This window comes from Motilibacter aurantiacus, assembly GCF_011250645.1.
In the GTDB taxonomy this organism is placed as follows: domain Bacteria; phylum Actinomycetota; class Actinomycetes; order Motilibacterales; family Motilibacteraceae; genus Motilibacter_A; species Motilibacter_A aurantiacus.
Genome location: NZ_JAANNO010000011.1, coordinates 49,466 through 62,302 on the forward strand (window position 1 = coordinate 49,466; position 12,837 = coordinate 62,302).

The window sequence follows — 12,837 nt, forward strand, 5'->3', positions numbered from 1 at the left end:
GGCTCAGCCTAGAGCCGCAGCGCCGGCGGGCGGCGGACGGTCCGCATGCCAGAACGGCGACGCCGCCCGCCCCGGCGTACGGGGACGGGCGGCGTCGGAGGAGCGTGTGGGTCAGGCCGAGACCACGTCCCAGCCCGGGACCTCCTGCGGCGAGCGCGCGCCGGGGCCGACGTAGCGCGCCGACGGGCGGACCAGGCGGCCGGTCTTCTTCTGCTCCAGGATGTGAGCGGACCAGCCGGCGGTGCGGGCGCTGGTGAACATCGAGGTGAACATGTGCGGCGGGACCTCGGCGAAGTCCAGCACGACAGCGGCCCAGAACTCGACGTTCGTGGCGAGGACGCGGTCGGGCCGCCGGGCGTGCAGCTCCTCGAGGGCGGCCTTCTCCAGCGCGGCCGCGACCTCGGCACGCGGGGCGCCGACCTCGTGCGCGACCCGGCGGAGGGTACGGGCGCGCGGGTCCTCCGCGCGGTAGACGCGGTGGCCGAAGCCCATGAGCCGCTCGCCCTTGTCCAGGACGGACTTGACGTAGCCCACGGCGTCGCCGCTCTGCTCGACGGCCTCGACCATGTGCAGCACGCGCGAGGGAGCGCCGCCGTGCAGCGGCCCGGACATGGCGCCCACGGCCCCGGACAGCGCGGCGGCCACGTCCGCGCCGGTGGAGGCGATGACGCGGCCGGTGAAGGTGGAGGCGTTCATGCCGTGCTCGGCGGCGGAGACGAAGTACGCGTCGAGCGCGCGGCAGTGCCGGGGGTCGACCTCGCCGCGCCAGCGCTTGAGGAAGCGCCCGACGACGGTCTGCTCGGCCTCCACCTCGGCCTGCGGGACAGGTGCGGCGTCGCCGTGCGCCGACTGGGCGATGAAGTCGAGGGCGGCGGCCGTCGAGCGAGCGAGGTCCTCGCGGGCCTGCTCGGGCTCGATGTCGAGCAGCTGCTTGAGCCCCCAGGTCGCCGCGAGAGTGGCGAGGGAGGCCTGCACGTCGACGCGGACGTCACCCGTGCGCACGGGCAGGGCGAGCTCCTCGGCGCGCGGCAGGCCCGGGTCGAAGGCGCCGTCGACCAGCAGGCCCCAGACGCGCTCGAACGGCACCTTGCCGACGAGGTCCTCGATGTCGACGCCGCGGTAGCGGAGGGAGCCGCCCTCCTTGTCCGGCTCGGCGATCTCGGTCTCGAACGCGACGACGCCCTCGAGGCCGGGCTTGAAGTCGGACATCCTGCTGCTCCTCGCTTGGTCGGTGCGCGGACGTGCTCTCGCGTGGAGGTCGTCCCGCGGCAGCCCCGTTGCTTCCGCCCATCTTCCACAACGACGAAGGCGAACCGAAAGCGGGGGCGAGGAATGGGATCGTTGTCACGTGGATTTCTCCCGGCCGCGCTCCGCGGACCCCTCCCCGCCGGACCCGAGCGGGATGCGCCGCTCGTACGAGCGGGCCGCCCTGGACCGGGCCGACCTCGCGCCCACGCCCGCCGAGCAGTTCGCCGGCTGGCTCGCCGAGGCGGTCGCCGCCGGTCTGCCGGAGCCCAACGCGATGACGCTCGCGACCGCCGACGGGGCCGGCCGGCCGAGCGCGCGGACGGTGCTGCTCAAGGCGTACGACGAGCGCGGGTTCACGTTCTTCACCAACCTGCTGTCCCGCAAGGGACAGGACCTCGCACAGAACCCGCACGCCGCGCTGCTCTTCCCCTGGGTCGCCCTCGAGCGCCAGGTGGTGGTGTCCGGGCGGGTGGAGCTCGTCGCGCGCGAGGAGGTGGCGGCCTACTTCGCGACCCGGCCGCACGGGTCCCGGCTCGGCGCCTGGGCCAGCCCGCAGTCGTCGGTCGTGCCCTCTCGCCGCGCGCTCGAGGACGAGTACGCGGGGCTGGCGGCGCGCTGGCCGGAGGGGACGCCGGTGCCGGTGCCCGACCACTGGGGTGGCTACCGGGTGGTGCCCGAGACGGTCGAGTTCTGGCAGGGCCGGCCGAGCCGGATGCACGACCGGCTGCGCTACCGCCGGGACGGCGCCGGCTGGGTCGTGGAGCGGCTCGCGCCCTGACGGCGCACGGTCGGCCCGGCGTGTCGTGGCTGGGGCACCCGACTGCTCAGGTCTGCTCCGGCATGGGCGATGCTTCCGGTGGGTCGGTCGCGACGCCTCCGGGCGGGACGGCCGGGCCGGCGCCGTACCGGATCATGACCCCGGGCCTCATCTCCAGCCGCTGCGAGCGGCCACTCGCCGAGAGGCGTCACCCGGTGCGGCGTCCTCGACCTGGCGCGAGGGGTGGGGCTGCTGCCCCGCCCCTCGTTCGCTGTCTGTGCGTTGGGCCTGCCCCCGCGGTCGCCACGACCGACCGTCGCCGGGATCCGGGCATGGAGAAGCCCGCGGGCGGTCGGTTCACGACCATGTGCCGGGGGGACTTTTTCCCCGGCGCCCGCGGGCTCCGGTGACTGCCTGGGTGTAGCCGGCCACGTCGGCCGGGCGCCCGGAGTCGTGGCTAGCTGGCAGCCACCTCACGAGTCCAAGAACTATGCAAAGTTTCGGACCACCTCCCTTCCCGTGTACGAGAACGGTACGTCCGGGTTCGGGCTGCTCGCAACTGACTTCGGCCGAGGGTGAACCCGGCCCCGGCCTCGGGGTGGCCGCGCGCGTGTCGGGGCTCTGTCGGTGGGGGTGGCTAGCGTGCGCGCATGGGCATCGAGCCGGGCGACGCGCCGCGTGGGACGGGGCTGCGACACGGCCTCTACCGCGCCGTGGCGCTCGACGAGCTGACCGCCCGCGAGCGGGAGGAGGCGCGCGCGGCCGCTCAGGGCCGGGTCGAGGCGATGATCCGCGAGTGGCGCTCTCGGCCGCCGCGGGTGCAGGAGGTCGCGGACCCGCAGGTCGCGCTGCCCGACGACGAGGCGGACGTCGGCGCGTTCCTGGCGGAGCTTCCACCCGGCAGGGTGCTGATCGACGCGCTCGAGCAGGCTGCCGAGCGCCCGCTGAGCGCGGACGGCCGGGTGGAGGTCGTCCGTGGTTGGGACCGGGTCGCCGCCTGGCTGACGGCGCAGCAGATGCGGGCGCTGGCGGCGGCGGCCGAGGCCATCGCCGAGGAGCAGGCCCCGGAGCCGGGGAGCGCGGCGGCCGAGCACTGGTCCGCGCGCCAGGCCGCCGAGGCCGAGCTGGGCGCTGCCCTGCGCTGGGCGCCGGCGACGGTGGCGACGCGGCTGCGTCAGGCGTCGGAGCTGACCGGCCGGTGCGCGCTGACGTTGCAGGAGCTCGAGGCGGGGCGGATCGAGCAGCGGCAGGCCGCAGCAGTGGTGGAGGCGTGCGCGCCGCTGGACGACGACGCGGCGCACGCGGTGCAGCAGCGGGTGCTGCCGCACGCCACCGAGCAGACCGTGGCTCAGACCCGCCGGTCCCTGCGGCGTGCGGTGCTCGCGGTGGACCCGGCCACGGCGGCGGAGAGGCATCAGCGCGCACGGGCCGATCGCGGGGTCGAGCGCTGGGCCGAGCCGGACGCGATGGCCGCGCTCACGATCCGCACGGACGCAGCCGGGGCCGCCACGATCTGGGCCGCCCTCGACGCCGTCGCGGCGGCGATGCCGAGGACCGACCCGGCGACCGGCGAGGACGTGCCCGTCGCCGCCCGGCGGGCGGACGGGCTGGTGGCCCTGTGCGCCGCGGTGCTGCGCGACCGGGACGTGCTGCCCGACCTGGCCCGGGCGGGGACCGGCGTCCCCGCCGTGCGGGTCACGGTCTCGGCGGAGACGCTGCTGAAGCTGGCCGAGCGTCCCGGCGAGCTCGACGGGCACGGGGCGATCCCGACGTCACTGGCTCGCGAGCTCGCGGCGGACGGCGCCTGGCGCCGCTGGCTGGTCGAGCCGCGGACGGGTGAGCTGCTCGACATCGGCTCGGAGACCTACCGGCCCGGCGCGCGGCTGGCGGCCTTCGTCGCGGCGCGCGACCGGACCTGCCGCGGCCCGGGCAGCGGAGTGCCCGCCCGATCCGCCGACCTCGACCATGTCGAGCCCTTCGACGGGACCAACACGACCCGGGCCAACCTGCAGCCGCTGCGCCGCCGCTGGCACAACGCCAAGACCCACGGCGGCTGGCAGGTGACCCGCGCACCGGACGGGACGACGACGTGGCGGTCGCCGCTGGGCCGGCGCTACTCGGTCCCTCCGGAAAGCCTCGACCCCGAGTAGCCGGGCGACGCGATCAGGGCGGCCCGGGTCGATGAGTAGGGCAGGCGGCGTACGTCTGCCTCGTCGTGGAGTCCGACCCCTGGGCGTGTGCCGTCGCGGTTCAGGTCGGCGCGGGTGGGACGGGTACCGCGCTGACGCAGGCCGCGTGCGCGCTCGAGGCAGGCCGTGACGTCGTGCTGACGCTCGGCGCGCGGGCCGCGCCCGACCTGGGCACCGTCGAGGCGCTCGCCCGGTTGGTGCTGCTCGCGCGACGGTCCGGCGCGCGCGTCCTCGTCGAGGCCCCGGGGCCGGCGCTGCAGGGGCTCGTGGAGCTGCTCGGGCTGACCGAGGCCCTCGGGCTCAGCGCGTCAGGCCAGCCGGAGCGGTAGGCCGAGCGCCTCGAACGACCGGCCGCCGAACTCCTGCAGGAAGTGCTGGATGTGGCGGATCCGGCCGTCGACGATGTCGAGCGCCTGGACCGACCAGGCGACGTGGCCGTTGCCGTCCGCGCGGTACTGGGCGAAGCCGGGGGAGCCGTTGATCACGATGGGCAGCAGCCGCGAGCCCACGCACCCGGCGCCGTGGCCGAGGTGCCAGTCGGCGATGTCCCGCGCACCCTCCAGCCACACCGTCAGCGGCGGCATCGACATGCGAGCGTCCGAGTGCAGGAGCTGCACCAGGCCCTCGATGTCGTACGCCTCGAACGCCCGGACGTAGCGGCCGAGCAGCTCACGCTCCTGGTGGCCGAGGGCATGCGCGCTGACACCGGAGCTCGTGTCCAGCTGGCCCAACGTCGCCCGGGCGCGCTGCAGGGCGCTGTTGACCGAGACCACGGTGGTGCCGAGCAGCTCGGCGACGTCGGCAGCCGGCCAGGCGAGGACCTCGCGCAGCAGGAGGACGGCGCGCTGGCGGGGCGGCAGGTGCTGCAGCGCCGCGACGAACGCGAGGCGGATGCTGTCGTGCAGCACGGCCTGCTCGGCGGGGTCGCCGTCGATTCCGGCGGCCGCGTCCGTGATGGGGCCGACCCAGGTCGCCTCGGGCAACGGGTCGCCCGGGGTCGTGGTGGCAGGCACGGGCGAGGACAGGTCCATGGGCAGCGCGCGCCGGCCGCGGGACCGCATGCTGTCCAGGCAGACGTTGGTCGCGATGCGGTAGAGCCACGAGCGCAGCGACGACCGGCCCTCGAAGCTGTCGTAGGCCTGCCAGGCCTTCACCAGCGTCTCCTGCACGGCGTCGTCGGCGTCGAAGGGGGAGCCGAGCATCCGGTAGCAGTAGCCGGTCAGCTCACGGCGGTACTCCTCGAGCGCCGCCATGCCCTCCCGCTCGCGCAGTCCCGCGGTCATCTCCGGTCCTCCTCGAACGCTCTGCCGGCCCCGTCGCCCACCGTAGCGGCGACGGGGCCGGCCCGACAGGCCCGCGCGATCAGTCGTAGTGGCGGATGGCCCGCACGTTGAGCGCGACCATCGCGGCGCAGATGACGGCGGCCACGACGAAGCCGATCCCGACCTTGCCCCACCCGTCGCCGAGGACCAGGGCGCGCATGCCCTCCATCACGTACGTGACCGGGTTCAGCGTCGCCGCGATCTCCATCGGGCGGGTCAGCATGTCGCGCGGCACGAAGTTCGGCGTGAGGAAGAGCAACGGGAAGAACGCCATCGAGCCCGACTGCGTGGCGGCAGCGCTGCGCGTGCGCAGGGCGACCAGTTGCAGGAACGCCGAGAAGGCGACCGACCACACCGCGGTCAGCACGACCAGGAGCAGGAAGCCGCCGACGCCCGTCGAGACGCGGACGTCGAACGGCAGGGAGAGCAGCACCACCAGCACGGCGATCCCCGCTCCCTTGACCGCCTCGGCGTAGAGCCGCCCGAGCACTATGGACGTCCGGGACACCGGCGCTGCCCGCAGCTTGTCGAAGTAGCCGCCTTCGATGTCCTCGACGAGGAACATCGCCGCCCCGCCGAACGAGGCGGCGAGCAGGAGCGTGGCGGGGAGCTGGAAGGCGGCGTACCCCTGGCCCTGCAGGAACTCCGTCGAAGCGCTGGGGAAGATCTTGCCAGCCTGCCCGACGTTGACGACGAGGAAGAACAGCGGGATGAAGAGAGTCGGGAAGAGCGCTTCAGGTGTCCGCCACGCCTCGCGGAGGGCGCGCTGACCTAGTGCGGTCGAGCCGGTCAGGGCGCTCACGCCGACACCTCCTGCACGTCACCGGCGGCCCGGGTACGCGTTCGGCCGGTCGCGTCGAGGAACACCTCGTCGAGGGTCGGCTCGTGGTCGAGACGGAGCCGTTCGCGCAGCTCGTCCTTGAGCCGCTGCGGCGTCCCCTCGCGCACGAGCACGCCGCCGTCGATCACGGCGAGCCGGTCGCAGAGCTGGTCGGCCTCCTCGAGGTACTGCGTGGTGAGGAACACGGTCGTGCCGTTGCGGTTGATCCGGCGCACCTCGTCCCACACGGTCAGCCGGCTCGCGGGGTCCAGGCCTGTCGTCGGCTCGTCGAGGAACAGCACCTCCGGCTCGTGGACCAGCGCGGACGCCAGGTCGAGCCGGCGCTTCATGCCGCCGGAGTAGCCCTTGATCCGCCGGTCCGCCGCGTCGTCGAGCCCGACGAGGCCGAGCAGCTCGGCCGCCCGGGCGGAGGCGGCCTTCGCCGACGACCCGAACAGCCTGGCCTGGAGCACCAGCAGCTCCCGGCCGGTCTGGCGCACGTCGAGGCCGGCCTCCTGCAGGGCGACCCCCATGCGGCGGCGGGCGCGGTCGGGGTCCTTGGCGACGTCGACCCCGGCGACGCGGGCCGTGCCGGACGTGATCGACAGCAGGGTCGTCAGCATCCGCACGGTCGTCGACTTCCCGGCTCCGTTCGGGCCGAGGAAGCCGAACACCTCGCCGGCCGCCACACGCAGGTCGACCCCGCGTACGGCGTCGACCGTGCCGCTGCGGCTCCTGTACTGCTTGACGAGGCCCACTGCCTCGACCGCCGGCTGCGTACCGCCACGCTCAGCCGGACGGCGTTGCGCGACCATGTGGTCGGACATGCGAGATCCTTCCCTCGGTTCCTCGGTCGAGAGACGACGGTCGGTGCTCGGACTCATCGGTCCGGCCGCCGCAGAGGGGGCGCGGGCGGTCGGCGCCGCTTGCCGCCCGCTCGCCGTGATCTAGGAGTACGCTGGGCCAACAGCCTCACCGCGAGGTTGAAGCCCTCCCGCTAGCGGGGGGAGATCGGCGGTCCCGATGGGATCCTGCCCCGCGCTCCTTCTCACGCCTTCGCCCGGCGGTCCTCCAGCCCGGCTCCTCGGCCCCCGTCCCGGCAGCGCAGCCTGACGCTGCCCGACGGCCGTGGCCGTCCAGCGTGCGCGGCCGCGATCGAGCCCGGCAGCGGAACGACAGGCTCGTCCGTGCGGGTCATCTCCCGCGCTCACTTCCTAACAGAGGCGTACGTGTATGCGCACCTCCCGCACTGACACCCCGACCGGCGCCGTCCTGACCCTGAGCGGTGAGGTCGCGACCACGGACACCCGGCAACTCGGGGCCGAGCTGGTCGACGCCTTCGACGCCGGCGGACAGGACCTGTTCCTGGACGCTCACGGCGTGACCGGGTTCGAGGACGAGGCGCTCGCCGCCCTCGTCGTCGGCCGAGCCCGGGCCAAGGCTGGACAGCACCGGCTGGTGATCCTCGACGTCGAGGACGGCCCCGTCGCGCAGAGCCTGCGCCGGACCGGCCTGCTCTTCCGCTTTCCCGTCTTCGCGGACAGCGGAGCCGCAGCCGCCGGGCTGTCGGCGGACCGGGCGGCCGTGGCGCTACGAGCAGGCGTCTTCGGCCGCACGAGCCCGGACCTGCCCGCACCTTCCACCCCCCGAACCGGGCCCCCCGCAGCGCGGGCCGGGATGGAGACCTCATGAGCACCGCACAGCCCGCCGTCACCGTCCGCTCGCGGACGCCGTACGAGAAGCGCCTCGACCTGGCCACGGGCGCGCTGACCGCTCACTCGCAGCTGCCCGAGGACGAGGCGCGCGTGCTGGCGAAGCACGTCCTGCACGTCATCGACCGGCTTCCCGAGCGGATCCGGTGAGCCTGCCCGTGGGGTGCCCGTCCCTCCGCGCGTCGTCCTGCTCGCCGGGCGGGTCCTGATCGGCGTCGGCCTGCTTGCCGAGCTCGACCGTGCCGGTGGTGCCGCCACCTCGCCGGCCGGGCCCGCCCCGCGAGCCGCCGAGCACTCCTCCGGCGGCCACGAGCTGGTGGTCGTCGCCAACCGGCTCCCGGTCGAGTGGGACTCGGCCTCGGGGTCGTGGCTGCGCAGCCCGGGAGGGCTGGTGTCGGCCATGGAGCCGGTGGTGCGAGCGGCCGATGCGGCCTGGGTCGGCTGGAGTGGCGGCGCCAGCGCAGCCGGCGCCGCCTCGCAGCCGGTCGCGGGCGACGGGTTGACGTTGGTCCCCGTGCCGTTGAGCGCGGACGAGATCGAGCAGTTCTACGAGGGCTTCAGCAACGGGACGTTGTGGCCGCTCTACCACGACGTGATCGCCCCTCCGCGCTTCCAGCGCAGCTGGTGGGAGTCGTACGTCGCGGTCAACGAGCGGTTCGCCGCGGCAGCGGCACGGGCGGCAGGGCCGTCGGCCACGGTGTGGGTGCACGACTACCAGCTGCAGCTGGTGCCCGCGCTGCTCCGCGAGCGGCGGCCCGACCTGCGCATCGGGTTCTTCAACCACATCCCCTTCCCCGGCTACGAGCTGTTCGCCCAGCTGCCCTGGCGCAGGGAGCTCGTGCTCGGGCTGCTCGGCGCCGACCTCGTCGGCTTCCAGCGCCAGGGTGATGCCACGAACTTCCTCCGCGCGTGTCGGCGTGCGGCCGGCCTGGCCACCAGGGGCTCCCTCGTGGAGGTCCCGGGGCAGGACGGCGATGCTCCTGGCCGGCGTGCCCGGGTTGCGGCGTACCCGATCTCGATCGACACGGCGGCCTTCTCGGCCCTTGCCCGCGACGGCGGCGTCGCCGAGCGGGCCAGGCGCGTGCGGTCGGACCTCTCCGACCCTCCTGTGGTCCTGCTCGGGGTGGACCGGCTGGACTACACGAAGGGCATCGTGCACCGGTTGCTCGCCTATGAGGAGCTGCTGGACGAGAGGCGCATCGACCCCCGGGACTGCGTGCTGGTCCAGGTGGCGAGCCCTAGCCGCGATCGGGTGGACCAGTACCGGAAGCTCCGCGACGACGTCGAGGCGATCGTGGGCCGGATCAACGGCAACCACGGCAGCCTGGAGCGCCCGGCCGTGCACTACCTGCACCGTGCTTATCCGCGGGAGGAGATGGCCGCGCTGTACCTGGTGGGCGACGTGATGCTGGTGACGTCCCTGCGCGACGGGATGAACCTGGTGGCCAAGGAGTACGTCGCCTGCCGCAACGACGAGACCGGCGCCCTCGTGCTCAGCGAGTTCACGGGCGCCGCCGACGAGCTCGGCAGCGCGTTCCTGGTCAACCCGCACGACGTCGAGGGGCTGAAGGAGGCTGTGCTGCGGGCCGTCGACGTCTCCCCCCGGGAGGCGAGGCGTCGCATGCGCTCCATGCGCAAGCGGGTGCGTGTGTTCGACGTCGCGGCCTGGGCCGCAGCGTTCCTCGCGGCCCTGGAGTCGACCCCCGCGGGCACCACGCCGTCCCCGCGCGGCGGTGGGACCGAGCAGGCCTCGACGGCGTCTCGGGAAGGGAACGGCAGATGAAGCTCCTGCACAGCTCGGACAGCGGGGACGGCTCCACGCGTGCCGCAGCCGGTGACAGCGGCGCCGCCACGGGCCCCGCGGCGGCGAAGAGCACGCCGGGCGTGCGGCCGGCCCCGCATCGGACGTGCCAGTACGGCCACGGTGTGGGCGAGGACGGGAAGAGCTGCCCCCAGGGGCACCTCGTCCTGCCCCTCTGACGAGGGGCCGACGAGGGGCCGACGAGGGGCCGACGAGGGCCGACGAGGGGCGGCGGTCGTCAGGCGAGCGCGGCCCGGGCCACCTTCAGGTCGGCGACGAGCCCGGCGTACGCCTCCTCGCGCGCCTGCTCCGGGTCGCTGGAGCCGGTCCCCGCCCGCAGCACGGCCGACGGGTGGATCGTGGCCATGAGGAAGCCGTTCTGCACCGCGCCGGCGTCGGTCTCGTCGGCGACCAGGCGCGGGAACAGCTGCCCGCGCGACTTGGTGACCCGGAACGAGGGGCCGAGCAGTGCCTTGGCCGCGGTGGCGCCGAGGCAGACGACGACCTCGGGGTCGACGATCGCGAGCTCAGCGGCGAGCCATGGGCGGCAGGCCTCGATGTGCACGCGGTCCGGACTCTGGTGGATGCGCCGCTTGCCGGGGGCGGACTGGGTGAACCGGAAGTGCTTGACGGCGTTGGAGACGTAGACCTCGTCGCGGTCGATGCCCGCCTCCGTCAGAGCGCGGTCGAGCAGCTGACCCGCGGGGCCGACGAACGGCTTGCCCTGCCTGTCCTCCTGGTCGCCGGGCTGCTCCCCGACGAGGGCGATGCGCGCCGTCGGCTCACCTGCCGAGAACACAACCTGGGTTGCGGGCTCCCACAGCTCGCACCCTCGGCACGCCGGCGCGGCCTCCCGCAGCCCGTCGAGCCCCACGCCCGGCGGCACCCACTGCTGTGCGCCCGGTCGATCGACCTGCCCGTCCGTCGCCTGCGCCCGCGTGGTCACTGCTGCAGCCAACTCCTCACGAGGTGGTACGCCGCGTCCTCCGCCGTGTACCCGGCCGCCTCGGCGCGAACCCGCAGCGCCTTTCGCGTCGAGCGCGGCATCCGCACCCGCAGCTCCACGATCTCCTCGTCGCGGCGCGACGACGGCGGCGCCGGGTCCGCGGTCGGGCGGTCGTGGCGGGTGTCCCGCGCCGCCGGAAGCCGGGCGGGGAACGGGGCCAGCCGGGCGGGCGCGGGTCGTGCCGAGCCGTCGGTGCCCCTGCTGAGGGCGGGCCGGGGCGGGGGAGGGGTCATCGGCGGCCCTTCTTGGCGGGCTTGGCGCGTACGTCGTGGCCGGCGCGCTGCTCGAGCGGCCCGGCCCCGGTGGGCAGTGCGAGCAGATGGTCGAGGTAGGAGTCGAAGGCCTGCGCGACCGCACGGCCGCCGGGGGTGCACAGCGCGTGCACCGAGACGTACGCGCCGGCGGCCTGCTGCACGGCGGTGCGGTCCGGCACCGGCGGCGACAGCACCAGCTGCGGGTACGCGGCGGCGAGCTCACGCAGCCGGTACGCGTGCTCGGCCGAGCGGGGGCGTACCCGGTTGACCACGATCCCCGCGGCGCGCAGCCCGAGGTTCGCGGACTTGCGCACGTCCTCGACGGCGGCCAGGGCCTGCGCGGCGCCGTGCAGGGCGAAGAGCGTCGGCTCGGTGACCACCAGCGCGTGGGTGGCCGCGGCCAGCCCGGCGGAGGTCAGCGGGCCGAGGGTCGGCGGGCAGTCGAGCAGCACGAGGGGCCATTCGTCGAGGCCCTGCATGGCGGTGCGTAGCCGCAGGTCCCCCCTCGGGCCGGGGGCGGGGCCGTTCTCGATGCCGCGCAGCCCGGGCTCGGAGGCCACCACCCCGACCTCGTCCCCCCAACCGCTGGGCGCGACCGCCGCGGCCAGGGCCCCGGACCTCGGAGCCGCGAGCACGTCCGCGACGGTCCGGCCGCCGGCGGGCGGGTCGAGCACGGTCGTCGCGTTCCCCTGCGGGTCGAGGTCGACCACGAGCGCTCGCACGCCGCGGGCGGCGGCGGCGCCGCCGAGGCCGAGCGTCACGCTGGTCTTGCCGACGCCGCCCTTGAGGCTGACGACAGCGACGACCGGCACCTCGCGGACTCTAGCCGCGCGGCCGGTTCGCGGCCCGGCTGCCGCGCCGGGGGCGGCCAGGTCAGTCCCACCAGAAGTACCAGGAGTACGGGCCGACCTGCTGCTGGGCGAGGACCGCGAGGCGTTCTTCTCGGCGTCGACGGCGTCGATGCAGTACTCGTAGTGCTCGCGTGCCACCTCCAGCGCCTGGGCAGGGTCGGTCGGCGGCCGCTCGACGAGCAGCTCCAGCACCTGCCCGTTCGTCAGGCTGACCAGCTGGGCTCCGAAGCGGTCGTGCCGGTCGTGGAGCGTCACGACGTGGTCGAACGGCTCCATGCCGAAGCTGAGCCCGCCCAGGTACCCCAGCACCGCCGGAACCTGCCAGCCGTGCTCGGCCGGCACGAGGGCGACCAGCCCGGTCGTGGAGAGCGCCTGGAACGCCGCCGGCCGCGCGTCCAGCTGCTCGGGCACGCGCGAGTCCTCGTCGGCGCCGTACTCGACCTCGTGCTCGTCGCCGGCCTGTGCCGCGGAGCGCTCGGCCGGGACGTCGAGCAGGTCCTGGCGGGCGAGCGAGGACGTGCGGGCGGCCTCGGCGGCGTCGTCGTACCTGCGCTCGATGCCGTGGGGGAGCGCTGCGCAGAGATCGGCGATGTGCTCGTCGACGAGCACCGGCCAGTGTCCGGTGGACGGGTGCGCGTCCCGCAGCCGCTCCCACCACGGCAGGAGCTCGTCCGGCGCGGCGGCGAAGGCGAGGACCCGCTTGCCCGACTGCGTCGTCCCGAGCAGCCGCAGCTCCGGCAGGTCGAGCCCCGCGAGCGCTGGCGGCGCGAAGACGGGCCGGGCAGGTACGCCACGGCGCCCGCCGTCGTCGCTCCGGCCTCCGCCGGTCAGCCGCTTGAGCCAGCTCACCGCGCGATCATGGCGCAGCGGCGACCAC

At 74.8% G+C, this 12,837-nt stretch carries 13 protein-coding genes; 6 read left to right on the top strand and 7 right to left on the bottom strand.

What is annotated here, in order from left to right; all coding sequences use genetic code 11:
- Nucleotides 1-111: 111 nt before the first annotated feature.
- Nucleotides 112-1,209, bottom strand: a complete 1,098-nt coding sequence (locus tag G9H72_RS16830) for a citrate synthase 2 (RefSeq protein WP_166173206.1) — start codon at nt 1,207-1,209, stop codon at nt 112-114.
- 193 nt (nt 1,210-1,402) lie between these two features.
- Here G9H72_RS16830 and pdxH point away from each other — a divergent pair, with 193 nt between their 5' ends.
- From pdxH to G9H72_RS16845, 3 genes are all read left to right on the top strand, one after another.
- On the top strand, nt 1,403-2,026 hold the full coding sequence (gene pdxH, locus G9H72_RS16835) for a pyridoxamine 5'-phosphate oxidase (RefSeq protein ID WP_166173327.1): 624 nt from the start codon (nt 1,403-1,405) through the stop codon (nt 2,024-2,026).
- A 629-nt stretch (nt 2,027-2,655) separates the two neighbouring features.
- Entirely contained in the window at nt 2,656-4,155 is a 1,500-nt protein-coding gene (locus G9H72_RS16840) for a DUF222 domain-containing protein (RefSeq protein ID WP_166173208.1), read from the top strand.
- A 65-nt stretch (nt 4,156-4,220) separates the two neighbouring features.
- The gene (locus G9H72_RS16845) at nt 4,221-4,523 is read left to right on the top strand and encodes a hypothetical protein (protein WP_166173210.1); all 303 of its coding nucleotides are present in this window, start codon (nt 4,221-4,223) and stop codon (nt 4,521-4,523) included.
- Here G9H72_RS16845 and G9H72_RS16850 read toward each other — a convergent pair.
- The 3 genes from G9H72_RS16850 to G9H72_RS16860 all read right to left on the bottom strand — a co-directional run bounded on the left by G9H72_RS16850 (nt 4,503) and on the right by G9H72_RS16860 (nt 7,163).
- Nucleotides 4,503-5,477 (bottom strand): sigma-70 family RNA polymerase sigma factor, encoded by a 975-nt coding sequence (locus G9H72_RS16850; RefSeq protein ID WP_231127252.1) that lies wholly within the window; start codon nt 5,475-5,477, stop codon nt 4,503-4,505. The two genes, G9H72_RS16845 and G9H72_RS16850, sit on opposite strands and share 21 nt — an antisense overlap.
- A 79-nt stretch (nt 5,478-5,556) precedes the next feature.
- On the bottom strand, nt 5,557-6,318 hold the full coding sequence (locus G9H72_RS16855; RefSeq protein ID WP_166173212.1) for an ABC transporter permease: 762 nt from the start codon (nt 6,316-6,318) through the stop codon (nt 5,557-5,559).
- On the bottom strand, nt 6,315-7,163 hold the full coding sequence (locus G9H72_RS16860) for an ABC transporter ATP-binding protein (RefSeq protein WP_231127259.1): 849 nt from the start codon (nt 7,161-7,163) through the stop codon (nt 6,315-6,317). The genes G9H72_RS16855 and G9H72_RS16860 overlap by 4 nt, the downstream gene beginning before the upstream one ends.
- A 406-nt stretch (nt 7,164-7,569) precedes the next feature.
- Between G9H72_RS16860 and G9H72_RS16865 the strand changes: the two genes are divergently transcribed.
- From G9H72_RS16865 to G9H72_RS16875, 3 genes are all read left to right on the top strand, one after another.
- Nucleotides 7,570-8,028: an STAS domain-containing protein gene (locus G9H72_RS16865; protein ID WP_166173214.1), complete on the top strand. Its 459-nt coding sequence runs from the start codon at nt 7,570-7,572 to the stop codon at nt 8,026-8,028.
- Nucleotides 8,025-8,198, top strand: coding sequence for a DUF6307 family protein (locus tag G9H72_RS16870; RefSeq protein ID WP_166173216.1), 174 nt, complete (start codon nt 8,025-8,027; stop codon nt 8,196-8,198). The genes G9H72_RS16865 and G9H72_RS16870 overlap by 4 nt, the downstream gene beginning before the upstream one ends.
- Before the next feature lie 166 nt (nt 8,199-8,364).
- Nucleotides 8,365-9,831 (top strand): alpha,alpha-trehalose-phosphate synthase (UDP-forming), encoded by a 1,467-nt coding sequence (locus tag G9H72_RS16875; RefSeq protein WP_407939601.1) that lies wholly within the window; start codon nt 8,365-8,367, stop codon nt 9,829-9,831.
- Nucleotides 9,832-10,087: 256 nt separating this feature from the next.
- On the opposite strand, the gene G9H72_RS16880 is transcribed toward G9H72_RS16875, so the two are convergent.
- The 3 genes from G9H72_RS16880 to G9H72_RS16890 are packed head-to-tail and all read right to left on the bottom strand — an operon-like array spanning nt 10,088 to nt 12,809.
- Entirely contained in the window at nt 10,088-10,795 is a 708-nt protein-coding gene (locus tag G9H72_RS16880) for a UdgX family uracil-DNA binding protein (protein ID WP_166173218.1), read from the bottom strand.
- Nucleotides 10,792-11,088, bottom strand: a complete 297-nt coding sequence (locus G9H72_RS16885) for a hypothetical protein (RefSeq protein WP_166173220.1) — start codon at nt 11,086-11,088, stop codon at nt 10,792-10,794. The genes G9H72_RS16880 and G9H72_RS16885 overlap by 4 nt, the downstream gene beginning before the upstream one ends.
- The gene (locus G9H72_RS16890; protein WP_166173222.1) at nt 11,085-12,809 is read right to left on the bottom strand and encodes an AAA family ATPase; all 1,725 of its coding nucleotides are present in this window, start codon (nt 12,807-12,809) and stop codon (nt 11,085-11,087) included. The genes G9H72_RS16885 and G9H72_RS16890 overlap by 4 nt, the downstream gene beginning before the upstream one ends.
- Nucleotides 12,810-12,837 lie beyond the last annotated feature (28 nt).